The organism is Pseudomonas putida (genome assembly GCF_028682635.1).
GTDB classification, from domain to species: Bacteria; Pseudomonadota; Gammaproteobacteria; order Pseudomonadales; family Pseudomonadaceae; genus Aquipseudomonas; species Aquipseudomonas putida_AE.
Genome location: NZ_JANHLK010000001.1, coordinates 43,515 through 65,946 on the forward strand (window position 1 = coordinate 43,515; position 22,432 = coordinate 65,946).

Below are 22,432 nucleotides of genomic sequence, written 5' to 3' on the forward strand. Positions count from 1 at the left end.
GCGGACAATCGACCTCTGTTTTCGTTGATGGATCGACCCGTATGTCGCAACAGATATTTTTCGCCCACGCCAACGGGTTTCCTTCGGGTACCTATGGCAAATTGTTCGCGGCGCTGGCGCCCGAATATCAGGTGACGCATCTGGAGCAGCACGCCCACGACCCGCGTTTCCCGGCGGACGACAACTGGTACAACCTGGTGGATGAACTGATCCACCACCTGCAGCAACAGCCGGAGCCGGTGTGGGGCGTCGGTCATTCCTTCGGCGGCGTACTGCATCTGCACGCGGCGTTGCGTTGCCCGGAGTTGTATCGCGGTGTGGTGATGCTCGATTCGCCGGTGCTGACCCGCACCGATCAATGGGTCATCCGCGCGGCCAAGCGTTTCGGTTTCATCGACCGCCTGACCCCTGCCGGTCGCACCCTGGGACGTCGTGAAGAGTTCGCCGACCTCGACAGCGCCCGCCGTTATTTCGCCGGCAAGACCCTGTTTCGCAGCTTCGACCCGGAATGCTTCGACGCTTATCTGCAACACGGTTTGCACAAGGTTGGCGACAAGCTGCGCCTGCGTTTCGACCCGGCCACGGAAATCAGCATCTACCGTGGCGTGCCGCACACCAGTCCTGGCAGCACCCGGCAGCTGAAAGTGCCACTGGCGGTGGTGCGCGGGCGTAACAGTCGTGTGGTGATGCGCCATCATGCCAGTTCGGTCGGGCGCATGCCCCAGGGCGAATCACTGTGCATGCCTGGCGGTCACATGTTTCCCCTGGAACGCCCGCAGGACACGGCCACGCTGCTGAAAAACCTGTTCAGCCGCTGGGACGGTCGCCAACAGCAGGATTGCGCATGAGCCATGTCGTCGAAGAAGTCCGCCTGAGCCTGCCGCATATCGAGCTGGCGGCGCACTTGTTTGGTCCCGAAGACGGTTTGCCGGTGATTGCCCTGCATGGCTGGCTGGACAACGCCAACAGCTTCGCCCGCCTGGCACCGAAGCTCAAAGGCCTGCGCATCATCGCCCTGGACATGGCCGGTCACGGGCACTCGGGGCACCGCCCGCCGGGCGCCGGTTACGCCATGTGGGACTATGCCCACGATGTGCTGCAAGTGGCAGAACAGCTTGGGCTGAAGCGGTTTGCGTTGCTTGGGCATTCGATGGGCGCCATCGCATCGTTGATCATTGCCGGCTCGTTTCCGGAGCGTGTCACCCACCTGGCGTTGATTGACGGCGTCATTCCTCCCACGGACAAAGGCGAAAACGCTGCCGAACGCATGGGCATGGCCCTGCAGGCGCAGCTGGACCTGCGGGAAAAGCGCAAGCCGGTCTACAGCACCCTCGACCGCGCCATCGAAGCACGCATGAAAGGCCTGGTGGCGGTCAGTCGCGAAGCCGCCGAGCTGCTGGCCCAGCGTGGCCTGATGCCGGTGCCGGGCGGCTACACCTGGCGCACCGACAATCGCCTCACGCTGCCGTCGCCACTGCGCCTGACCACCGAGCAGGCCATGGCCTTCGTCCAGCGGATCGCCTGCCCGGCGAAACTGGTGGTCGCCGCGGACGGCATGCTCGCCAAGCACCACGAGTTGCTGGAGCGTCTACCCTTTAGCCGTGAACAGCTGCCAGGCGGCCATCATTTGCACCTGAATGATGAAGCCGGCGCGGATCTTGTCGCAGACTGTTTCAATCGGTTCTTCGTCATTCCTTGACTTGCGCCGGGCAACTGTCGAGGCTGGGCGGGTTGAAAAGGGAGACAACCATGATAGACCTCTACACCGCTGCGCCCCCGATTGGCCACAAGGTCGTGCTGATCCGATGAGTCTATCCATGCGCTCATTCAGTTTGCTGATGCTCTGTTGTTTCAGTCCTCTATCGTTAGCCGCCGATCTGCCCGGCAGTCAGGACCTGCCGATCGTGCCGCGCATGACCGATGCGCAGATCGTCGACTATCGCCCTGCGGCAGAGCTGGAGCGGATCTACCCCCTCGGCTCGATTCGCAAGATCAGCGGCCAGTTGCGCTTTGACGGCCAGGTCAGTGCCCGTGGGAATGTCACGTCGGTGACCTACGAGTTGCCGGCGGAGCATTCGTCCACCGAGGCCTTCACCGCAGCGCGCGAAGCGCTGCAGCAGCAGGACGCGCAGTTGCTGTTCTGGTGCCAGGCTCGCGATTGCGGCGAAAGCAGCCTGTGGGCCAACGAAGTGTTCAGCAACGCCAAGCTCTATGGCGCCGATAATGAGCAGGCGTACCTGCTGTTACGCCTGGCCGCTCCTCGGGAAAACACGCTGGTGGCGCTTTACAGCATCACCCGGGGTAATCGCAAAGCCTATCTGCACGTCGAACAATTCGACGCCGTCGCCCCGCTGGGGGATTTGCTGCCGACCTCCGCGACCTTGCTGCGCGAGCTCAAGAGCACCGGCGAACTCGACTTCCCCAAGCTCACTGAAACACCCGATGACACCTGGCTGCGTTTGATCTCCCGGGGACTGAACCTGGACACCACCTTGCGGGTCAGTGTCTCCGGCCCCAATGCCGAAGCCTGGCGTCAGTCGCTGATCGAGCAGGGCGTACGTGCGGCACGGATGGAAACCGGTGCTGTCGACGGTTCCGGCCTGCATATCAAACTGCTGCGCTAGGCGTTATACGGCGAACACGCGGGGCGTGTTCGCCTACTCTTTTTGCTGACATGATTTTTTCGAGACTGTGATGATCAATAACGATCGGCTGTTGGTGCAGATCCTGCTCCTGGTGCTGTTTGGCGCGAGCTTCTGGGTGATGGCGCCGTTCTGGTCGGCCCTGTTCTGGGGCGCAGTACTGGCCTTTGCCAGTTGGCCACTGATGCGCCTGCTGACCCGCTGGCTCAATGGCCGCGAATCCCTGGCGGCAGCCTTGCTGACCGTGGGCTGGATGGTGCTGGTGGCGGCACCCCTGGTGTGGCTCGGGTTCAACCTGGCGGACCATGTGCGCGACGCCACGGCGTTCATCAAGGATGTGCAGGTCGACGGCCTGCCTGAAGCGCCGACCTGGCTGGGCAGCATTCCCCTGGTGGGCGAGCGGCTGGTGGTGATCTGGAACAGCATCGATCAGCAGGGCGCGGCGATGATGGTGTCGCTCAAGCCTTATCTGGGGCAGGTCGGCAACTGGTTGCTGGCGCGTAGCGCGCAGATTGGCAGCGGCATTCTCGAACTGACCCTGAGCATTGTCTTCGTGTTCTTTTTCTACCGCGACGGCCCGCGGTTGGCGGCCTTTGTCCATGGTTTGCTGGAGCGCCTGATCGGCCACCGTGCCGGGTATTACATCGAGCTGGTGGCGGGCACGGTGCAACGGGTGGTGAACGGTGTGATCGGCACCGCCGCGGCCCAGGCCGTGCTGGCGCTGATCGGCTTCCTGATTGCCGGCGTTCCCGGGGCGTTGGTGCTCGGTATCGTGACCTTCATGCTCAGCCTGATTCCCATGGGGCCGCCGCTGGTATGGATTCCGGCCACTGCCTGGCTGGTTTGGAAGGGCGACTACGGAATGGCGGTGTTCCTCGGCATCTGGGGCATGTTCATCATCAGTGGCGTGGACAACGTGCTCAAGCCTTACCTGATCAGCCGGGGCGGGAATCTACCGCTGGTGATCGTGTTGCTTGGGGTGTTTGGCGGCTTGATCGCGTTCGGCTTCATTGGCCTGTTTATCGGCCCGACCTTGCTGGCCGTGGCTTATAGCCTGTTGACCGACTGGAGCAAGAGCCAGGCGCGGGTCGATGACCGTCGCTGAGCAGTGGACTGTATCGAACTCGACACAATTGCCGCAGAGACTAGTCTTGCCTGAGCGTTCTCGACGATTTACCGATCATCGGGTCCCGCAGGGCCGTTGCTTCCGCTACAATGCGCGCCGATTTCGACTTGCCTGAGAGCCCACTCATGTCCGCCTGCCAGACTCCCATCATCGTCGCCCTGGATTTCCCTACCCGTGACGCCGCACTGAAGCTGGCCGATCAGTTGGACCCGAAACTGTGCCGGGTCAAAGTCGGTAAGGAACTGTTTACCAGCTGTGCTTCGGAAATCGTCGGCACCCTGCGTGACAAGGGTTTCGAAGTGTTCCTCGACCTCAAGTTCCATGACATCCCCAACACCACCGCGATGGCCGTGAAAGCGGCGGCGGAGATGGGCGTGTGGATGGTCAACGTGCATTGCTCCGGTGGCCTGCGCATGATGGCGGCTTGCCGTGAAGTGCTGGACAAGCGCAGCGGCCCGCAGCCATTGCTGATTGGCGTGACCGTGCTGACCAGCATGGAGCGTGAGGACCTGGCAGGGATCGGTCTGGACATCGAGCCGCAAGAGCAGGTGTTGCGCCTGGCCGCACTGGCGGAAAAAGCCGGGATGGATGGGCTGGTGTGCTCGGCCCTGGAAGCCCAGGCGCTGAAAGCGGCGCACCCGTCGCTGCAACTGGTGACCCCGGGGATTCGTCCGGCGGGCAGCGCCCAGGACGATCAACGCCGTATCCTGACCCCACGCCAGGCGCTGGATGCCGGTTCCGATTACCTGGTGATCGGCCGTCCGATCAGCCAGGCGGCGGATCCGGCCAAGGCGTTGGCTTCGGTAGTGGCCGAACTCGCCTAAATGCCAAACCTGTAGGAGCCGGCTTGCTGGCGATGCAGGCGCCGCGGTTTATCTGAATGACCGCGGCGCCCGCATCGCCAGCAAGCCGGCTCCTACAGAACAGCTTCAGATTTTCAGGACCAACTTCCCAAAATTCTCCCCGCTGAACAATTTCATCAGCGTCTCCGGGAACGTCTCCAGTCCCTCCACAATATCTTCCTTGCTCTTGAGCTGCCCCTTGGCCATCCAGCCGGCCATTTCCTGTCCGGCGGCGGCGAACTGCGCGGCGTAGTCCATCACCACAAAACCTTCCATGCGCGCACGGTTGACCAGCAACGACAGGTAGTTGGCCGGGCCCTTGACCGCTTCCTTGTTGTTGTACTGGCTGATGGCGCCACAGATCACCACCCGGGCTTTCATGTTCAGGCGGCTCAACACCGCGTCGAGGATATCGCCGCCCACGTTATCGAAATACACATCGACGCCTTTCGGGCATTCGCGCTTGAGTCCGGCAACGACATCCTCATTCTTGTAGTCGATGACGCCGTCAAACCCCAGTTCGTCGATGAGGAACCGGCACTTGTCCGCGCCGCCGGCGATGCCGACGACCCGACAGCCCTTGATTTTGGCAATCTGCCCGGCAATGCTGCCCACCGCTCCCGCAGCGCCCGACAGTACGACCGTATCGCCGGCCTTGGGCGCACCCACGTCGAGCAACGCGAAATACGCGGTCATGCCGGTCATGCCCAGCGCGGACAGGTAGCGCGGCAGCGGCGCCAGTTGCGGATCAACCTTGTAGAACCCGCGCGGCTCGCCGAGGAAATAATCCTGCACGCCGAGGGCGCCGTTGACGTAGTCACCGACTGCGAACCCGGGGTTGTTCGAGGCCACGACCCTGCCCACTCCCAACGCGCGCATCACTTCGCCAAGACCGACCGGCGGGATGTAGGACTTGCCTTCGTTCATCCAGCCGCGCATGGCCGGGTCCAGGGACAGGTATTCGTTCTTGACCAGGATCTGGCCTGCAGCCGGTTCGCCGACCGGTACTTCCTGATAGGTGAAGGTTTCCCGGGTCGCGGCCCCCACCGGGCGTTTGGCAAGGAGAAATTGGCGATTGGTCTGGGACGTCATGGCAGGCACTCAGGATGAATGAAACCTTGTTGATAGACCCTCAGGGTCGATGTCGCAAGTTCGGCTGATGCGGCGAATAAGGTCTGATCCAGTGCGGTGATAGTTGGTACGGTAGTTCCATCACTGCGATGCATGGGGACTCAACCGGCCTTTTGATAGTGCTGCCTGGCGGCGAGGGCTGTGGCTATGCTGGAAAAACGCGACCCCCCGCAAACTTCTCTTCGAGGACAGAACAATGAGCATGACGTTTTCCGGCCAGGTGGCCGTAGTGACAGGCGCGGCAGCCGGCATCGGCCGGGCCACGGCCCAGGCGTTTGCCGCCGAAGGCCTGAAGGTGGTGGTGGCCGACATGGACACCGCGGGCGGTGAGGGCACGGTAGCGCTGATCCGCACGGCAGGCGGCGAAGCGACGTTCGTGCGTTGCAACGTGACGCTGGAAAGCGATGTAAAAAATCTGATGGATGAAGTGGTTAATACCTACGGCCGTCTCGACTATGCCTTCAACAACGCCGGCATCGAGATCGAGAAGGGCAAACTGGCCGAGGGTACGGTCGACGAGTTCGACGCGATCATGGGCGTCAACGTCAAAGGCGTGTGGTTGTGCATGAAGTATCAACTGCCTTTGTTGCTGGCCCAGGGCGGCGGTGCAATCGTCAACACGGCTTCTGTGGCCGGTCTCGGGGCTGCACCGAAGATGAGCATCTACGCGGCGTCCAAGCACGCGGTCATCGGCCTGACCAAATCGGCCGCGATTGAATACGCCAAGAAAAAAATCCGCGTCAATGCCGTGTGCCCGGCGGTGATCGACACCGACATGTTCCGCCGCGCCTACGAAGCAGACCCGAAGAAAGGCGAGTTCGCCAATGCCATGCACCCGGTGGGTCGCATCGGCAAGGTCGAGGAAATCGCCAGCGCGGTGCTGTACCTGTGCAGCGATGGCGCGGCGTTCACCACGGGGCACTCATTGGCCGTGGATGGCGGGGTTACGGCGTTTTGATTGCGGATCGACCTCCAGCGTTCTGAAAACGACGGGGGCGTAGCTTTTTGCCATTATTGCGACGCCAGAGACTTGTGTTGCCAAAGGCCCGTTGCGACTCTGCCGCTATTGATAATGGCGGGGGACTGAGTGCAATGATTTCGGCCGTGCAAGGACGTTTTGCCAACCTCGGTATGGCAAAAAAACTGGGTGTCGGGTTTGTGCTGGTGCTGTTGCTGACGGCCCTGGTGGCGGCCATCGGTGTCTGGTCGCTGCACACCATCAGCCAACGCTTCGACGGGCTCAAGCAGATGTCTTCGCTCAACAGCGGCTTGCTCAAGGTGCGGCTGCTGGAGCAGGAATATGCCTTGCTCGGCAGCCCGAAAACCGTCGACGCCCTGCACGCAGGCGTTGACGGCCTGATCGACCTGGCAAAGCAGCTCAAGGCGGCGTCGGCGGCCAACGTACCGGTGATGAATGACGTCGAGCAGTCCCTGGGGGCCTACCGCAAGGCGTTTGACGAATTTGTCTCGCTCAGCCAGGCCAAGGACCTGGCGCTGGAAATGGCCAGTTGGTCGGTGTCCAGCGTGGCCAACAACCTCGACGTCCTGCAAGCCGGGCTCGCCGACGACGGCGCTTATACGCTGAAGGAATCCGAAGGCAAGGACGGCGCGCAATTCATCGAGCAAGCCAGCCAGGTCAGCCAGGTTTCGCGGTTGATGCTGCAAGCCATGAACGAAGCGCGCGTGCGCCTGGACCAGAGCCGCAAGGGCGACGACAGCACCGCACAGGGCAAGATCGAGCAGGCCAGCCAGGCGCTGACCCAGGCCGAACAACTCAAGAACACGGTAAAGGATGAGGGCTACCAGACCGTCCTCAATGAAGTGACCGGCCATATCGCCAGTTTCAGCGACAAGCTCGCCGAGTACACCGGCCTGCTGGAACAGGAAAAAACCGTCTACCAGCAATTGCATCAACGCGCTGCCCAAGTGGTGGAGCGGGTGGATCAGGCCTATGTCGCCGAAGACCAGTCGATGCAGACGCAGCTGAAGAACAACTCTCTGCTGATCCTCGGTTCTTCCGTGCTGGCCTTGCTGGTCGGCCTGATTGCGGCGTGGGTGATCACCCGCTTGATCGTCGCGCCGCTGCGCACCGTGATTGGTGTGGCGCAGCAGATCGCTGCCGGGGACCTGAGTGCCAAGGTTGAAGTGACCCGCCGAGACGAGATTGGCCAGTTGATGCAAGCCATGCAGCAGATGGGCGAAGGGCTGAGCCAGATCGTCAGCGGTTTGCAGGCGGGCATCGAGCAGTTGGCCACGTCAGCGCAATCCTTGTCCGCCGTGACCGAACAGACCAACCTCGAAGTCAGCAGCCAGAAGGAAGAAACCGAGCAGGTGGCGACGGCCATGAACCAGATGACCGCCACCGTGCATGACGTCGCGCGTAATGCGGAGGAGGCCGCCCAGGCGGCGCAAACGGCGGACGGCAAGGTTGAAAGTGGGCAACGGGTGGTGCGTCAGAGCATGGTGCGGATCGAACAGCTGGCGGAATCCGCCACTTCGGCCAGTTCAAGTATCGAAAGCCTGAGCGCGGAAATCCAGAACATCGGCACGGTGCTCGGCGTGATCAAGAGCGTGGCGGAGCAGACCAATTTGTTGGCCCTCAACGCGGCCATCGAAGCCGCCCGGGCCGGCGAACAGGGCAGGGGGTTTGCGGTGGTGGCCGATGAAGTGCGGGCCCTGGCCAAGCGGACCCAGCAATCGACCGAGGAGATCGAGCGACTGGTCAGCGCCTTGCGCTCGGCGGCGCAGGCGTCGGTGCAGCAGATACAGAGCAGCGGCGAGTTGGTGAAACTGGCCGTCAGCGATGCACTGCAGACCGAGAGTGCGCTGGGGAGCATTGCGGCGGCCGTGTCCTTGATTCAGCAGATGAACCAGCAGATCGCGGCGGCTGCCGAAGAGCAGAGCTCGGTGGCCGAGGAGATCAATCGCAGCGTCACGAGTATTCGTGCGAGTGCGGACCAGTCTTCGCTGGCGATGCAGGGCAATGCGGCGTCGAGTATCGAGCTGGCGCAGTTGGGGGTTGAGTTGAAGGGGATGGTGGGGCATTTCAGGCTCTGATGCAGGCCTGACTGCCACTAAAAGATCGCAGCCTGCGGCAGCTCCTACAGGGATCGCATTCCACTGTTGGAGCTGCCGCAGGCTGCGATCTTTTGATCTTGTTTCTACGTTCGCTCGGTGATCAGTCGTAGATCACTTTCTTCTTCCAGTCCGCATCCGCCTCGACGTCCTTGAGGCCTTCGGTCAATTGGTTGACATCGCCCTCCACCGGAGCGATGCGGTCCATGACCTGGTCGTTGGCGCGGGCCAGGAGTTTTTCCAGGTATTGCAATTGTTCGGCGTAGACCTGGGGGTCCTGCTGCTTGCGCAGGTACTGCACGCCACGCTCGAACGCCAACCGCGCCTGGCCGGGCTGGTTCTGCTGCAGGGAGTGCTGGCCGAGGTTGTTGAAAAACTCGATGTGCAGCAGCACAAGGATATGGCGCACTTCACGGATCCAGCCCTTGGCTTCGTTGGGGGGAAGGAAACCATCCTGTGCCGCGCGGGTGATCTGGCCATGCAGGGCTTCAAGCAGGAAACGCACGTCCTTGGCCTTGGCTTCAGTCTGGATCGGTGCCGGCGGGTTGTTGACCGGAATCGATTGGCCCTGGGCAACCAGGGCCTCCAATTCGGTTATCCGTGCCTTGAGGTTGGCGCTGGTCTTTTCCAGGTTCAACAGGCGTTGGCAAACATTCAGCTCCAGGCGGGTCAGCAGCAGCTTGAGCGCTGGCGTCATCAACTGGCCGGGAAACGTCTCGGTGATCTCACCACAGCGACGCAAACGGTCATTGAGTTCCACCTTGGTACGGGCCCTTTCCAGCTTATTGTTTTCCACCACATGGTTGATGTAGCCAATGGCGATCAAGAGTGCAATCCCGGCTACGACGAGCAGGGTGATCATGAGTGGTGTCACCGGTAAGACCTCTTCTATAGGGTTTGCATGCGAGTGTAGTGGCTTGGTCTCCAGCTGCCTGGAGCCGCTCGACTGCTTGACTCGGCGTGGCCAAGGTTTTATCGGCCGCAGCCCGCTTATATAAATGCTGGCACCTCAGGAGCATATTGCCATCACTCATGGCGTCGACTATAACGTCTTGGCGAGTGTCAGAATATAGGCGCCAGACCCCGGGCGACGGAAAACCGCAAGGGGCCTTAAAAGCAGTCCGAAGTCATTGATTTAAATAAATTTATAACAGGGGGTTGACGACCTCTCAATCCATCCATAGAATGCGCGCCACTTGCAGCGTAAAGCACACAGCGAAACGAAGCAGGCAGTGAATGTTGTAGTGTGTCCCCTTCGTCTAGTGGCCTAGGACACCGCCCTTTCACGGCGGTAACAGGGGTTCGAGTCCCCTAGGGGACGCCATTGCGGGAATAGCTCAGTTGGTAGAGCACGACCTTGCCAAGGTCGGGGTCGCGAGTTCGAGTCTCGTTTCCCGCTCCATTTTTAAACGGTCTTGCTTTCGGGCAGGGCTGAGTGAAACCAGAACCAAGTCTTCGGATGCGGATCTGGGCACCGAAACACACACCATGTGTTCCGGGCAGCGTGTCCCCTTCGTCTAGTGGCCTAGGACACCGCCCTTTCACGGCGGTAACAGGGGTTCGAGTCCCCTAGGGGACGCCATTTGCGGGAATAGCTCAGTTGGTAGAGCACGACCTTGCCAAGGTCGGGGTCGCGAGTTCGAGTCTCGTTTCCCGCTCCATATTTGACGAAAACGCCGCTCACCGAGTGGCGTTTTTGTTTGTAACAGATGTTAGAGTCCCCCAGGGGATGCTTTTTGCGGGAATAGCTCAGTTGGTAGAGCACGACCTTGCCAAGGTCGGGGTCGCGAGTTCGAGTCTCGTTTCCCGCTCCATATTTAACAAAAACGCCGCTCATTGAGCGGCGTTTTTGTTTGTGCGCGATTTATGTCCATCGTAGAAAAAAGGCCCGCCAGTCAGACTGAGCGGGCCTTTATAGGCGCGTCGCAGGTTCAGTCCACGTGGTAGTGGACGGACAACGTGCCTTTCTTTTGCGAAAGGGACGAGATCGTGACCGTGCCCAGGTCTTTCAGGCTACGTACATGGGTGCCGCCACAGCCATAGGCCGGCAGTTCACCGAAACTGATTTCCCGGGCGCCTTCGCGCAGCGATGTCAGGCGCGGCAGATCATGGGCGATCCACTGTTCGAGGCCGTCCTGAACGGTCTGCGGGTCAACGTCATGGGCCGAGTCTGCCGGTTTGAATTGCACACGTCCTTCGCCGGGCCAGTGATGCGCCTTGATCGGCATCCAGCCCATGGCCTGGACGAAGTGGCCAATCAGGTGGCCGGCCGAATGCATGCGGGTATTGAACTGGCGACGTTGCTCGTCGATGCGGATCTGGGTCATGCCGGGGTTGACCGGCTGATCGACGAAATGGACGATCCGGTCAGGATCCTGGACTACGCGCAGTACCCGGCTGTCGCCGATCCACCCCGTATCGCAAGGTTGTCCGCCGCCCTGAGGGTGAAACAAGGTTGCGCGCAGCACCACGGCGAATTCGTTCTCGTGAGGTGCGCAGTCCAGGACTTCCACATTGGCCTTGAGGTCATCACTGTGGAAAAAGAGGCGAAGCGTCATATTCCAAGCTCGTAATCAAATTTCTATTTTTTATTATATGAAGCGTGGATTAGCGTGATAATCCGTTCAAACATCAAAGGACTGTTGCGTTGTGAGCATAAATCTTCCACTGCCATTGCTGGGTGAAATGGCGATTTTCGTCAAGGTCGTCGAAACCGGCAGCTTCTCCGAAGCCGCTCGGCAATTGGGCTCTTCGCCCTCGGCGGTGAGTCGCAGCATCTCGCGACTGGAGAAGGCCCTGGCCACCCGTTTGCTGCAACGGACTACACGAAAGCTGCGATTGAGCGATGGTGGCGAGGAGGTCTTCAAGCGGTGCCAGGAGATGGTCAACGCGGCCCGGTCCGTGATGGAAATCAGTGGTCAGTTCACTGATGAGCCCGAGGGAGTGGTGCGCATCAGCGTCCCTAAAGCGGTAGGCCGAATCGTGATTCACCCGCATATGCCGGAGTTTTTGCGCCGTTATCCCAAGGTGGATGTGGAGTTGTTGCTTGAGGATCGTCAGGTGGATCTGATCGACGATCACGTCGACCTGGCGATTCGCATCACCGACCGGCCACCAGCGGGATTGGTGGGGCGACAGCTGCTGAGCATCGACCATCTGCTCTGCGCCACACCCGAGTATCTGGCCGAGCACGGGACGCCGACTCACCCCCATGACCTGCTCAACCACAGTTGCCTTTACCTGGGCGAAACCCCGAGCGATGCGCGGTGGAAGTTCAAGAAAGGCAGCAAAACCGTAACCGTCGGAGTGCGCGGACGGTATGCCGCCAATCACACCGGTGTACGTTTTGGCGCGGTGTTGCAGCACATCGGCATTGGCAGCCTGCCGTATTTCACCGCACGTCGTGCCTTGGAGAAGGGGTTGATGGTGCAGGTGCTGCCGGACTGGACGTTCCTGGCGTCCTACCACGGAGGCGCCTGGTTGCTGTATTCGCCAACCCGATACCTGCCGCCCAAGCTACGGGTATTGATTGATTACCTGGTGGAGTGTCTGGAGAAGGAGCCGACGTTGGGCAAGCCAGGCAAGTCGAGCACGCTGAGTACGCCGGTTTCGGAGTATGAGTTGCCCGAGAGTGAAGGGTTGTTCTGAGGCAAAAGCAAAGATCGCAGCCTGCGGCAGCTCCTACAGGTGGTGCGCAATTCCCCTGTAGGAGCTGCCGCAGGCTGCGATCTTTTGTATCAGTGCTTGCTGTCCTGATTCGACAACGCCAGCAGCTGTTTCTCCTGGTTCCAGTCGAAAGGTTCGTCATTCTGTTCGGCTTCGAAACGACGCTCTTCCAGTGCCTGGTACAGGTCGATTTCTTCATCGGACAAGTAGTGCAGGCAGTCACCGGCGAAATACCACAGCAGATCCCGTGGGATCAGGTGGGCGATTTGCGGATAACGGGAAATGACTTGAGTCAGGATGTCCTGGCCCAGGTATTGGCTTTCGATCGGATCGATCGGCAGTGACGCCAGCAGTTCGTCGAAGCGCTCCAGGAACAAGGCATGGCTTTCTTCGGGAACCTGTTCGGCCTCACCTACGGCGACCAGGATGCTGCGCAAGTGGTCGAGCAAAACGAGATGATCGGCAACGATGTTGGACACGAGATAAGTCCTCAAGAGCAAAACGGGCGCGGGAGTATAAAGCTCCCGCGCGCATTTTCCCATGATCGAGAGCTGGATGGATCAGCGCACGCTACCCTCGGTCAGGGCTATTTCCTCTTTATCGAAAGCATCGACATCGATCACTTTGCGTCGCGATGCTTCGGCCTCACGCAGTGTCTGGGCTTCCACCGGTTGCAACACGCCGGCTTCCAGTGCGGCCTCGATGACATTTTCCCCGGCGACCGGTTTGACCTGACCGCTCTTGAGCGCCACGTGCAGTTTCTTGCGCAAGGGTTGCGCAGCGTCCAACAGATTGCAGGTGTGCTGCAGGACGCCAACAGGGTCTTCGACCGATTGCGGGCGGTAGCAACCCAGCAGCACTTCTTCCAGGGCCGGATCGCCCTTGGCGCGGCCAATCACCGCCGCCACTTCGGCGCCGAGTTTGTCCGACGGCCCTTTGTGGCGACGGCCGAACGGGAACACGATCACTCGCAACAGACAGCCCAGCACCTTGTTCGGAAAGTTGTCGAGCAGTTCATCCATGGCCCGCTCGCCGTGCCCGAGACTTTCCTCCATGGCCCAGGTAAACAGCGGCTTCATGTACTCCGGCGAGTCGAGGTCGTTGTACCGCTTGAGCGCGGCGCTGGCCAGGTACATGTTGCTCAGCACATCGCCCAGCCGTGCTGACAGGCGTTCGCGCCGTTTCAGTTCGCCGCCGAGCAGCATCATGCTGAGGTCGGCGAGCAGGGCGAAGGCGGCAGCCTGACGGTTCAGCGCGCGGAAATAACCCTGGCTGAGCTTGTCGCCCGGCATGTGCTCCAGGTGCCCGAAACCCAGGTTCAACACCAGCGTGCTGGCGGCGTTGCCCACGGCAAAGCCGATGTGCTTGAGCAGCAGGCCATCGAACTCGGTGAGTGCCTGGTCCTTGTCCTCCCGTGTGGCCAGGGCCATTTCCTTGAGTACGAAGGGGTGGCAGCGAATCGCGCCCTGACCGAAGATCATCAGGTTGCGCGAAAGAATGTTCGCGCCTTCCACGGTGATGAAGATCGGCGCGCCGTTCCATTTGCGCCCCAGGTAATTGTTCGGCCCCATGATGATCGCTTTGCCGCCATGCACATCCATCGCCTGGCTGATGCACTCGCGGCCGCGCTCGGTGAGGTGGTACTTGAGGATCGCCGACAGCACCGACGGTTTTTCGCCGAGGTCCACCGCGTTGGCGGTCAGCATCCGTGCGGCGTCCATCATCCAGGCATTGCCGCCGATGCGCGCCATGGCTTCCTGGATGCCTTCGAAAGCGGCAATCGGCACGTTGAACTGCTCGCGAATCTGCGCGTACTGGCCGGTCACCAGGCTGGTGAACTTGGCCATGCCGGTGCCCACCGCCGGCAGGGAGATCGAACGCCCGACGGACAGGCAATTCATCAGCATCATCCAGCCCTTGCCGAGCATTTCCTGGCCGCCGATCAGGAACTCCAGCGGCACGAACACATCCTTGCCGGAGTTCGGGCCGTTCATGAACGCCGCCCCCAGGGGCAGGTGACGACGGCCGATGTCCACGCCGGGCAGGTCGGTTGGAATCAGCGCCAGACTGATACCCAGGTCTTCCTCTTCGCCCAGCAGGTGGTCCGGGTCATAGGCCTTGAACGCCAGGCCGAGCAGGGTAGCGACCGGGCCCAGGGTGATGTAGCGTTTTTCCCAGTTCAGGCGCAGGCCGAGGGTTTCCTTGCCTTCCCATTCGCCTTTGCAGATCACCCCGGTGTCGGGCATGCCGCCGGCGTCCGAACCGGCGAGGGGACCGGTCAGGGCAAAGCAGGGGATTTCATCGCCGCGCGCCAGGCGTGGCAGGTAATGGTTGCGCTGTTCGTCGGTGCCGTAATGCAGCAACAGCTCGGCCGGGCCGAGGGAGTTGGGGACCATCACGGTGGAGGCGAGATCGCCGCTGTGACTGGCCAGTTTCATCGCCACTTGCGAATGGGCGTAGGCCGAGAAACCCTTGCCGCCAAACTCCTTGGGGATGATCAGGGCAAAGAATCCCTGGTCCTTGATGTAAGCCCAGGCCTCGGCCGGCAAGTCCATGGTTTGACCGAGCTGCCAGTCACTGACCATGGCGCAGAGTTCTTCGGTCGGGCCGTCGATGAAGGCCTGTTCTTCTTCGTTCAGTTGCACCTTGGGATAGGACAACAGTTTGTTCCAGTCCGGACGACCGCTGAACAGTTCGCCGTCCCACCACACGGTGCCAGCTTCGATGGCATCGCGTTCGGTTTCCGACATCGGCGGCAGGGTTTTCTGGAACCAGTTGAACATCGGTGCGCTGAAGAACTTGCGGCGCAGGTCAGGCAAAAGCAGGGGCGCCGCCACGGCGGCGGTCAGCACCCAGAAAATCAACAGCAGCCAACCCGGCGCGCGACTGAACGCGCCCATTGCCAGCAGATAGACAGCCACGATGCCCAGGGCAGGCAGCGGCGCGATGCGACGGTGGGCTAAATAAGCTATCCCGACAACCAGAACCAGTATCCACAACAGCAGCATATTTAATCCTCCGTGAACCCAGGGCGTACCAACCCACAGAGCTTAGACGGCATCCGTAAAACCGGGTGGTCAGAGCGAGGGGATGGAAATCGTGGGAAACCCTGGATGATTGTGTAGGCCTTAGGCGCGACAGACCGTGAAAAATCGTTCATTGAGCGGGCGACAAAGCGCCCATGTTTGGCCGAAACGTCGTTATCTCTGTGCTGAACCTCTCGATAGACTCGAGACTTCTCAAGGAGATTGCCCGCATGCACGAGTACCTGAGCCCCGGCCGCTTCATCGATAGTGACCACCCCTGTGTGGTGGAGTTCGCCGAAAAACACCGCGGTGCCAGTCGCGACCCGCTCGAGCAGGCGGTCCATCTCTATTACGCGGTGCGAGAGGCAGTGCGCTACAACCCCTATACCTTCAGCCGTGATCCGCAGACCTTGTGCGGCAGTCATGCGCTGGCGGCCGGGGAAAGTTATTGCGTGCCGAAAGCCACACTGCTGGCCGGTGCAGCGCGGCACTGCGGCATACCCGCGCGGATCGGTTTGGCGGATGTGCGCAATCATCTGTCGACTCCACGCTTGCTCGAATTGCTCAAGAGCGACGTGTTCGCCATGCACGGCTACACCGAGCTTTATCTGAATGGTCGTTGGGTCAAGGCCACCCCTGCGTTCAACCAGGGCTTGTGCGACCTGTTCAATGTGGCGCCACTGGAGTTCGACGGGATCAACGACAGCGTTTTCCATCCCTACAATCGCGACGGCGAGAAGTTGATGGAGTACATGATCGATCACGGCCAGTTCAGCGACGTGCCGGAAAAGTTCTTCTTCGAACACCTCGAAAAGTGTTATCCGCACCTGTTCGACGAACAACTGCCGGCGCTGCTGGGGGACATGCAGAGCGATTTGAGTCGCGCCTGATCCGGCGTATGCTGCCTGCGCATTCATCCATAAAGAGGCGGTCATGCTGAAGATCTGGGGTCGGAAAAATTCATCGAATGTCAGGAAACCATTGTGGGCCGCCGAGGAACTGGGCCTGGCCTATGAGGCCATCGACGCCGGCGGTGCCTTTGGTGTGGTCGATACGCCCGAGTACCGCGCCATGAACCCCAATGGCCGCGTGCCGGTGATTGAAGACGATGGCTTCGTGCTGTGGGAATCCAACACCATCGTGCGTTACCTGATGGCCAGGCATGCAGCGAATACGTCGTGGTATCCGGCGGACCTGCAAGCGCGGGCCAGCGCCGAGAAGTGGATGGACTGGACCACGTCCAGTATTGCCGGACCATTCCGCACGGTGTTCTGGGGCGTCGTGCGCACCCCAGCCGAGCAACAGGACTGGCCCGCAATCAAGGCGGCGATCAAGGAATGCGAGACGCTGCTGGCGATGGCCGACCAGGCGCTGGCGACCCAGCCCTACCTGTCCGGTGACGAGATCGGCATGGGCGACATTCCCCTGGGCAGTTTCATTTATGCCTGGTTCGAGATGCCGATCGAACGTTCGCCCAAGCCCCATCTGGAGGCCTGGTACGCACGATTGCAAGAGCGTCCGGCGTATCGCAAGGCGGTCATGACCGCGTTGACTTAATACTCACTATCGACACACTTGACTGTACTTGTGCGGCGGCGACAAGCACCATTGCGTCCATGCGCCGCGGTTGTTTTGCTTGCCGCCCGCCCATATCTGTCCCTTTCTTCCCCTTCTTGGTGCGTAATCCGATATGAGTTCCGCTCTGTCCATCCGGCAGCTAACCAAAACCTACGGCAACGGTTTCCAGGCCTTGAGTGGTATCGATCTGGATGTCGCCGAAGGTGACTTCTTCGCCTTGCTCGGCCCCAACGGCGCCGGCAAATCCACGACCATCGGCATTCTGTCGACCCTGGTGAACAAGACCAGCGGCACGGTGAATATCTTCGGTCACGACCTGGACAAGAACCCGGCGGCGCTCAAGCGCTCCATTGGCGTCGTGCCCCAGGAATTCAACTTCAACCAGTTCGAAAAGACCTTCGATATCGTCGTGACCCAGGCCGGTTACTACGGCATCCCGGCGAAAGTCGCCAAGGAACGCGCCGAGCAGTACCTGACCCAGCTTGGTCTGTGGGACAAGCGCGATGTGCCGTCGCGTTCGCTTTCCGGCGGCATGAAGCGACGCCTGATGATCGCCCGTGCGCTGGTCCACGAACCGCGCCTGTTGATCCTCGACGAACCGACTGCTGGCGTGGACATTGAACTGCGTCGCTCGATGTGGACCTTCCTCACCGAGCTGAACAAGAAAGGCATCACCATCATCCTCACCACGCACTACCTGGAGGAGGCTGAGCAGCTGTGCCGCAACATCGGCATCATCGACCACGGCGTTATCGTCGAAAACACCAGCATGAAGCAGTTGCTCGGCCAACTGCATGTCGAGACCTTCCTGCTGGATTTGAAGAGCAGTGTGAGCGTGCCGCCGCAGTTGCTTGGTTATCCCTCTCGTTTGCTCGATGCTCACACCCTGGAAGTCCAGGTGGACAAAAGCATGGGCATCACCGCGCTGTTCACTCAGCTGGCGCAGCAGAACATCGAAGTGCTGAGCCTGCGCAACAAAACCAATCGCCTCGAGGAGTTGTTCGTGTCCCTGGTGGAGAAAAATCTGTCGAAGGTGGCGGTATGAGTTCCGAGCTGCAACCCAACCTCGTTGCCCTCAACACCATCGTTTACCGTGAGGTCCGGCGCTTTACCCGGATCTGGCCGCAGACGCTGCTACCGCCAGCGATCACCATGGTTCTGTACTTCGTGATCTTCGGTAACCTGATCGGTCGACAGATCGGCGACATGGGTGGCTTCACCTACATGGAGTACATCGTGCCGGGCCTGATCATGATGTCGGTGATCACCAACTCCTACGGCAACGTGGTGTCGAGTTTCTTCGGCAGCAAGTTCCAGCGTTCCATCGAAGAACTGATGGTGTCGCCGGTGTCACCGCACACCATCCTGATCGGCTACACCCTCGGTGGCGTGCTGCGCGGCCTGATGGTCGGGATCATCGTGACGCTGCTGTCGCTGTTCTTCACTGATTTGCAGGTGCATCACCTGGGCGTGACCGTTCTGGTGGTGGTGCTGACGGCGACGATCTTCTCGCTGCTGGGCTTCATCAACGCCGTATTCGCGCGCAACTTCGATGACATCTCGATCATCCCGACCTTTGTGCTGACGCCGTTGACCTACCTGGGCGGGGTGTTCTACTCGATTTCGTTGCTGCCGCCGTTCTGGCAGACCGTATCCTTGGCCAACCCGGTATTGCACATGGTCAATGCGTTCCGTTACGGCATTCTTGGCGTTTCGGATATTCGGATCAGTATCGCGATCACGTTCATGTTGGTGGCGACTGTGATTCTGTACCTGGGATGTGCGCGGTTGCTGGTGAGTGGGCGCGGAATGCGTACCTGATCATTGTCTCGCGGATGTACCCGATCTACTGTAGGAGCTGGCTTGCCAGCGATGGCGGCTTGACTGAGTACATATCCATTGCTGCGGTAACGGCCACTTATGGTTTCGCCCTTACGGCGAGTCACTTGGAAAAACGGAACGCCGCCCGGCCCCAAGTAACCAAGGGCTCTTGCCCCTGACGTTCGGTGCCTCGCTGTGGCTCGACATGTCCTCCTTCCGGTCCTGCTCCGTGGGCCCGCCGCCATCGGCCATCCATGGCCGAGACTGTGTAAAAACGTTTTTCAGCGCGACAGGTACTCAAAACCGGACTGGAAATCGCGCTTCTATGCGAAATCCACATCTGTTGACGGGCCAATAAATTTCAGATTGAACGTAGACGCGCACAGTTAAATTTTGGCGAAGCGTTTTTACACACTCTGGGCCGAGGGCGGCTAAACCGGCATCCATGCCGGTTTGCCCACTGCGCAGAACCTCCACTCGGCCTCTCGACGGGGCAAGAAAATCAAGATCAAAAGCCAAAGCAAAAGCGAGGCGAGCTAACGCTCGACCTTGTTGTTTGGTGGTACGCGTTGCATTCCAAATCAAAACGGCGCCTTATGGCGCCGTTTTGCATTGTCACAGCCGACTTTGCTTGCGCCGACGCCACTGTCGCGCCACCCACCAGCGCCAATACATCATCACCAGGCAATAGGCCAACGCCCCCAGCACCAACCCGGTCACCACCGACCCCAGCAAAAACGGTTGCCACAAGGTCGAGAGCTCGCCGCTGATCCATTCCCAGGTCAGCTCGTCCGGCAGATGGCGCGGCGGAACGTCCATCAGCCAGGCACCGGTCTGGTAGGTGCAGAAGAACACGGCCGGCATGGTGATCGGGTTGGTCAGCCAGACCAGGCTGACCGCAATCGGCATGTTGCCGCGCACGATGATCGCAAGAATCGCCGCCACCAGCATCTGCAATGGAATCGGCAGGAATGCCGCGAACAGGCCGACCGCCATGGCCCGGGCCACGGAATGGCGATTGAGGTGCCAGAGGTTCGGGTCATGCAGCAGGGTGCCGAGAAAGCGTAAGGACTTGTGTTCCCTGATGCTGGTCGGGTCTGGCATGTAACGTTTGAATAATCGCCGGGGCATAAGGCTTCTCGGTCGGTCAGGTCGGCAAGTATGTCTGGATTCCATGAGGCGCCCATTCAGACTTTGTGACAATTGTTAACGACGGACGTGCCCTGCGCGGGCTATGCCTAGGGACGGGACTCTCAAGGACGGGCTTATGCGCACAGGGATGATGGCGCTGGCGTTGGGTCTGTTGGCCTTGCGTTTTTTACCGGTGTTACCGCCGGTCTGGTTGTGGTTGTTGATGCCGGTGGCAGGTTTGATTTTGCTGCCGTTCAGGACGTATCCGGCGGCGTTTTTCCTGTTCGGCCTGAGTTGGGCTTGCGCCCATGCGCAATGGGCCCTGGACGATCGGCTGGCGCCGACCCTCGACGGGGAAACGCGCTGGCTTGAGGGGCGGGTGACCGGGTTGCCACAGAACGCAGAAGGGGTGGTGCGTTTCGAACTGACCGACAGCCGGTCACGCCGCAGCGACCTGCCGCGACATTTGCGCCTGGCCTGGTACGACGGCCCGCCGGTCAACAGCGGCGAACAGTGGCGGCTGGCGGTCAAGCTGAAGCGACCCGTAGGTTTGCTCAATCCCCATGCCTTCGATTATGAGGCCTGGCTGCTGGCGCAACGCATCGGTGCGACCGGGACCGTCAAGGCCGGGGAGCGACTGGCGCCAGCCCGGTGGGCCTTGCGCGACGGTGTGCGGCAGCGGCTGCAGGCTGTGGACGCCCAGGGGCGAACGGGCGTGCTGACAGCGTTGGTGCTGGGCGACGGCGCGGGCCTCAGTCGCGAAGACTGGCAGGTGTTGCAAGACACCGGCACCGTGCACCTGCTGGTGATTTCCGGGCAGCACGTCGGCCTGTTGGCGGGATTGGTCTATCTGTTGATCGCCGGGCTTGCCCGTTTTGGCTTGTGGCCAGGCCGTCTGCCTTGGTTGCCCTGGGCCTGCGGCCTGGCTTTTGCGGCCGCCCTTGGCTATGGGCTGCTGGCCGGCTTCGAAGTGCCGGTTCGCCGAGCTTGTCTGATGATTGGACTGGTGCTGCTGTGGCGCCTGCGCTTTCGTCACCTGGGTGCGTGGTGGCCGCTGTTGCTGGCACTCAATGGCGTCTTGCTGATGGACCCGTTTGCGAGTCTGCAGCCGGGATTCTGGCTGTCCTTCGCGGCCGTGGCGGTGTTGATCTTCACCTTCGGTGGTCGCTTGGGCCCTTGGCCATGGTGGCAAACCTGGACCCGTGCCCAGTGGCTGATCGCAATCGGCCTTGGCCCGTTCTTGCTGGTCCTGGGATTGCCGATCAGCCTCAGCGGCCCACTGGTCAATCTGCTGGCGGTGCCCTGGATCAGCCTGGTGGTGCTGCCTCCGGCATTGCTCGGGACTTTGTTATTGCCGGTGCCCCACGTCGGCGAGTGGTTACTGTGGCTGGCGGGCGGTTTGATCGATTGGCTGTTCACCGCGCTGGCACTGGTCGCCGGCAAGGTGCCCGCGTGGCTGCCCGCGGCCATCCCGTTGTGGGTCTGGGGCCTCGGCACTCTGGGTGCCTTTCTGTTGTTGCTGCCGCGAGGCGTGCCCCTGCGTCCGCTAGGGTGGCCTTTGCTGCTGCTCCTGGTTTTTCCACCGCGGCCGCTGCTGCCCGAAGGCATTGCCGAGGTTTGGCAACTGGATGTGGGCCAAGGGTTGGCGATCATGGTGCGTACTCGCCATCACACGCTGCTGTATGACGCTGGCCCGCGTTTTCGAGATCTCGACCAGGGCGCGCGGGTGGTACTGCCAGCGTTACGCAAACTGGGGGTGAAGGAGCTTGACCTGATGTTGATCAGCCATGCCCATGCCGATCACGCCGGTGGCGCCCGGGCCGTTGCCAATGGGTTGCCGGTGAAACGGGTGGTCAGTGGCGAACCTGCCGACCTGCCTGCCGGGTTGCAGGCCGAGGGCTGTGAGAGCGGCCGGCAATGGACGTGGGACGGGGTCGAGTTCCGGCTTTGGCATTGGCCACAGGCCAGGGACAGCAATCAGAATTCCTGCGTCTTGCAGATAACAGCCAATGGCGAGCGCTTGCTGCTCAGCGGTGACATCGACAGCAGCGCCGAGCGCGCCTTGCTCGACAGCCCATTGGCCGTGCCCACCGACTGGTTGCAGGCCCCGCACCACGGCAGCCGCAGTTCGTCGTCGATGGCGCTGCTCAACGTCTTGCAGCCCAAGGCGGTGCTGATCTCCCGTGGCCAGGGCAACTCGTTCGGTCATCCGCATGCGGTGGTGATTGCCCGCTATCGAAATCGCGGCACGGCGATCTACGACAGCGCGCAGCAAGGCGCCGTTCATCTGCAACTGGGGCGTTTCGAGCCGCCACGCGCGATGCGTCAAGAACGGCGCTTCTGGCGCGATCCACCACCCCCGGGCAAATAACCGGGCGTTAGCAAAGGCCGACC

Annotated in this window: 19 protein-coding genes, 5 tRNA genes and 1 pseudogene; 19 read left to right on the forward strand and 6 right to left on the reverse strand. The window is 60.9% G+C overall.

The features are described from left to right. Positions 1-41: 41 nt before the first annotated feature. The 5 genes from NPS56_RS00205 (at position 42) to pyrF (ending at position 4,592) form a co-directional block, all read left to right on the forward strand. Positions 42-848 (forward strand): alpha/beta fold hydrolase, encoded by an 807-nt coding sequence (locus NPS56_RS00205; protein WP_274072930.1) that lies wholly within the window; start codon positions 42-44, stop codon positions 846-848. Further along, on the forward strand, positions 845-1,699 hold the full coding sequence (locus NPS56_RS00210) for an alpha/beta hydrolase (protein WP_274072931.1): 855 nt from the start codon (positions 845-847) through the stop codon (positions 1,697-1,699). The genes NPS56_RS00205 and NPS56_RS00210 overlap by 4 nt, the downstream gene beginning before the upstream one ends. A 118-nt stretch (positions 1,700-1,817) precedes the next feature. Beyond that, positions 1,818-2,624 (forward strand): DUF4892 domain-containing protein, encoded by an 807-nt coding sequence (locus NPS56_RS00215; RefSeq protein ID WP_274072932.1) that lies wholly within the window; start codon positions 1,818-1,820, stop codon positions 2,622-2,624. Positions 2,625-2,694: 70 nt separating this feature from the next. Beyond that, on the forward strand, positions 2,695-3,747 hold the full coding sequence (locus NPS56_RS00220) for an AI-2E family transporter (protein WP_274072933.1): 1,053 nt from the start codon (positions 2,695-2,697) through the stop codon (positions 3,745-3,747). Positions 3,748-3,893: 146 nt separating this feature from the next. After that, a complete protein-coding gene (gene pyrF / locus NPS56_RS00225) occupies positions 3,894-4,592 on the forward strand; it encodes an orotidine-5'-phosphate decarboxylase (protein WP_274072934.1) in 699 nt (232 codons plus the stop codon). A gap of 105 nt (positions 4,593-4,697) precedes the next feature. Here the strand turns inward: pyrF and NPS56_RS00230 are convergent, their stop codons facing one another. Continuing rightward, positions 4,698-5,702, reverse strand: coding sequence for an NADP-dependent oxidoreductase (locus tag NPS56_RS00230; protein WP_274072935.1), 1,005 nt, complete (start codon positions 5,700-5,702; stop codon positions 4,698-4,700). Between the two features lie 235 nt (positions 5,703-5,937). On the opposite strand from NPS56_RS00230, the gene NPS56_RS00235 reads away from it, so the two are divergent. From NPS56_RS00235 to NPS56_RS31250, 3 genes and pseudogenes are all read left to right on the forward strand, one after another. Continuing rightward, positions 5,938-6,699 (forward strand): SDR family oxidoreductase, encoded by a 762-nt coding sequence (locus NPS56_RS00235; RefSeq protein ID WP_008062892.1) that lies wholly within the window; start codon positions 5,938-5,940, stop codon positions 6,697-6,699. A gap of 1,013 nt (positions 6,700-7,712) precedes the next feature. Beyond that, positions 7,713-7,940 (forward strand): annotated as a pseudogene (locus tag NPS56_RS31245) (HAMP domain-containing protein); the annotation flags it as partial. After that, positions 7,935-8,798, forward strand: a complete 864-nt coding sequence (locus NPS56_RS31250; protein ID WP_425313616.1) for a methyl-accepting chemotaxis protein — start codon at positions 7,935-7,937, stop codon at positions 8,796-8,798. The pseudogene NPS56_RS31245 and the gene NPS56_RS31250, both read left to right, overlap by 6 nt. A 121-nt stretch (positions 8,799-8,919) precedes the next feature. Here NPS56_RS31250 and NPS56_RS00245 read toward each other — a convergent pair whose 3' ends face one another. Then, complete coding sequence (locus tag NPS56_RS00245) at positions 8,920-9,678, reverse strand: hypothetical protein (RefSeq protein WP_274072937.1); 759 nt, start codon at positions 9,676-9,678, stop codon at positions 8,920-8,922. Between the two features lie 386 nt (positions 9,679-10,064). Between NPS56_RS00245 and NPS56_RS00250 the strand changes: the two genes are divergently transcribed. The 5 genes from NPS56_RS00250 to NPS56_RS00270 all read left to right on the forward strand — a co-directional run bounded on the left by NPS56_RS00250 (position 10,065) and on the right by NPS56_RS00270 (position 10,630). Then, positions 10,065-10,140 (forward strand) — tRNA-Glu (locus NPS56_RS00250). 2 nt (positions 10,141-10,142) lie between these two features. Next, a tRNA-Gly gene (locus tag NPS56_RS00255) sits at positions 10,143-10,218 on the forward strand. Positions 10,219-10,322: 104 nt separating this feature from the next. Next, positions 10,323-10,398 (forward strand) — tRNA-Glu (locus NPS56_RS00260). Positions 10,399-10,401: 3 nt separating this feature from the next. Further along, a tRNA-Gly gene (locus NPS56_RS00265) sits at positions 10,402-10,477 on the forward strand. Between the two features lie 77 nt (positions 10,478-10,554). Next, a tRNA-Gly gene (locus NPS56_RS00270) sits at positions 10,555-10,630 on the forward strand. Positions 10,631-10,747: 117 nt separating this feature from the next. On the opposite strand, the gene NPS56_RS00275 is transcribed toward NPS56_RS00270, so the two are convergent. Continuing rightward, positions 10,748-11,374 carry an alanyl-tRNA editing protein gene (locus NPS56_RS00275; protein WP_274072938.1) on the reverse strand — a complete coding sequence of 209 codons (627 nt, stop codon included), beginning with the start codon at positions 11,372-11,374 and terminating at the stop codon, positions 10,748-10,750. 91 nt (positions 11,375-11,465) lie between these two features. Between NPS56_RS00275 and NPS56_RS00280 the strand changes: the two genes are divergently transcribed. Further along, entirely contained in the window at positions 11,466-12,464 is a 999-nt protein-coding gene (locus tag NPS56_RS00280) for a LysR family transcriptional regulator (RefSeq protein ID WP_274072939.1), read from the forward strand. A gap of 89 nt (positions 12,465-12,553) precedes the next feature. Here the strand turns inward: NPS56_RS00280 and NPS56_RS00285 are convergent, their stop codons facing one another. After that, complete coding sequence (locus NPS56_RS00285) at positions 12,554-12,961, reverse strand: PA2817 family protein (protein WP_007991629.1); 408 nt, start codon at positions 12,959-12,961, stop codon at positions 12,554-12,556. 81 nt (positions 12,962-13,042) lie between these two features. Continuing rightward, the gene (locus NPS56_RS00290; RefSeq protein ID WP_274072940.1) at positions 13,043-15,490 is read right to left on the reverse strand and encodes an acyl-CoA dehydrogenase; all 2,448 of its coding nucleotides are present in this window, start codon (positions 15,488-15,490) and stop codon (positions 13,043-13,045) included. Between the two features lie 248 nt (positions 15,491-15,738). Between NPS56_RS00290 and NPS56_RS00295 the strand changes: the two genes are divergently transcribed. The 4 genes from NPS56_RS00295 to NPS56_RS00310 all read left to right on the forward strand — a co-directional run bounded on the left by NPS56_RS00295 (position 15,739) and on the right by NPS56_RS00310 (position 18,907). Further along, positions 15,739-16,398, forward strand: coding sequence for a transglutaminase-like domain-containing protein (locus NPS56_RS00295; protein WP_274072941.1), 660 nt, complete (start codon positions 15,739-15,741; stop codon positions 16,396-16,398). 43 nt (positions 16,399-16,441) lie between these two features. Beyond that, positions 16,442-17,065 (forward strand): glutathione S-transferase family protein, encoded by a 624-nt coding sequence (locus tag NPS56_RS00300; RefSeq protein WP_274072942.1) that lies wholly within the window; start codon positions 16,442-16,444, stop codon positions 17,063-17,065. Between the two features lie 133 nt (positions 17,066-17,198). Then, positions 17,199-18,131: an ABC transporter ATP-binding protein gene (locus NPS56_RS00305; protein WP_274072943.1), complete on the forward strand. Its 933-nt coding sequence runs from the start codon at positions 17,199-17,201 to the stop codon at positions 18,129-18,131. Next, the gene (locus tag NPS56_RS00310; RefSeq protein WP_274072944.1) at positions 18,128-18,907 is read left to right on the forward strand and encodes an ABC transporter permease; all 780 of its coding nucleotides are present in this window, start codon (positions 18,128-18,130) and stop codon (positions 18,905-18,907) included. The genes NPS56_RS00305 and NPS56_RS00310 overlap by 4 nt, the downstream gene beginning before the upstream one ends. A gap of 615 nt (positions 18,908-19,522) precedes the next feature. On the opposite strand, the gene NPS56_RS00315 is transcribed toward NPS56_RS00310, so the two are convergent. After that, a complete protein-coding gene (locus NPS56_RS00315) occupies positions 19,523-20,038 on the reverse strand; it encodes a DUF2062 domain-containing protein (RefSeq protein WP_274072945.1) in 516 nt (171 codons plus the stop codon). A gap of 136 nt (positions 20,039-20,174) precedes the next feature. Between NPS56_RS00315 and NPS56_RS00320 the strand changes: the two genes are divergently transcribed. Then, positions 20,175-22,409: a DNA internalization-related competence protein ComEC/Rec2 gene (locus NPS56_RS00320; protein WP_274072946.1), complete on the forward strand. Its 2,235-nt coding sequence runs from the start codon at positions 20,175-20,177 to the stop codon at positions 22,407-22,409. Positions 22,410-22,432: the final 23 nt, after the last annotated feature.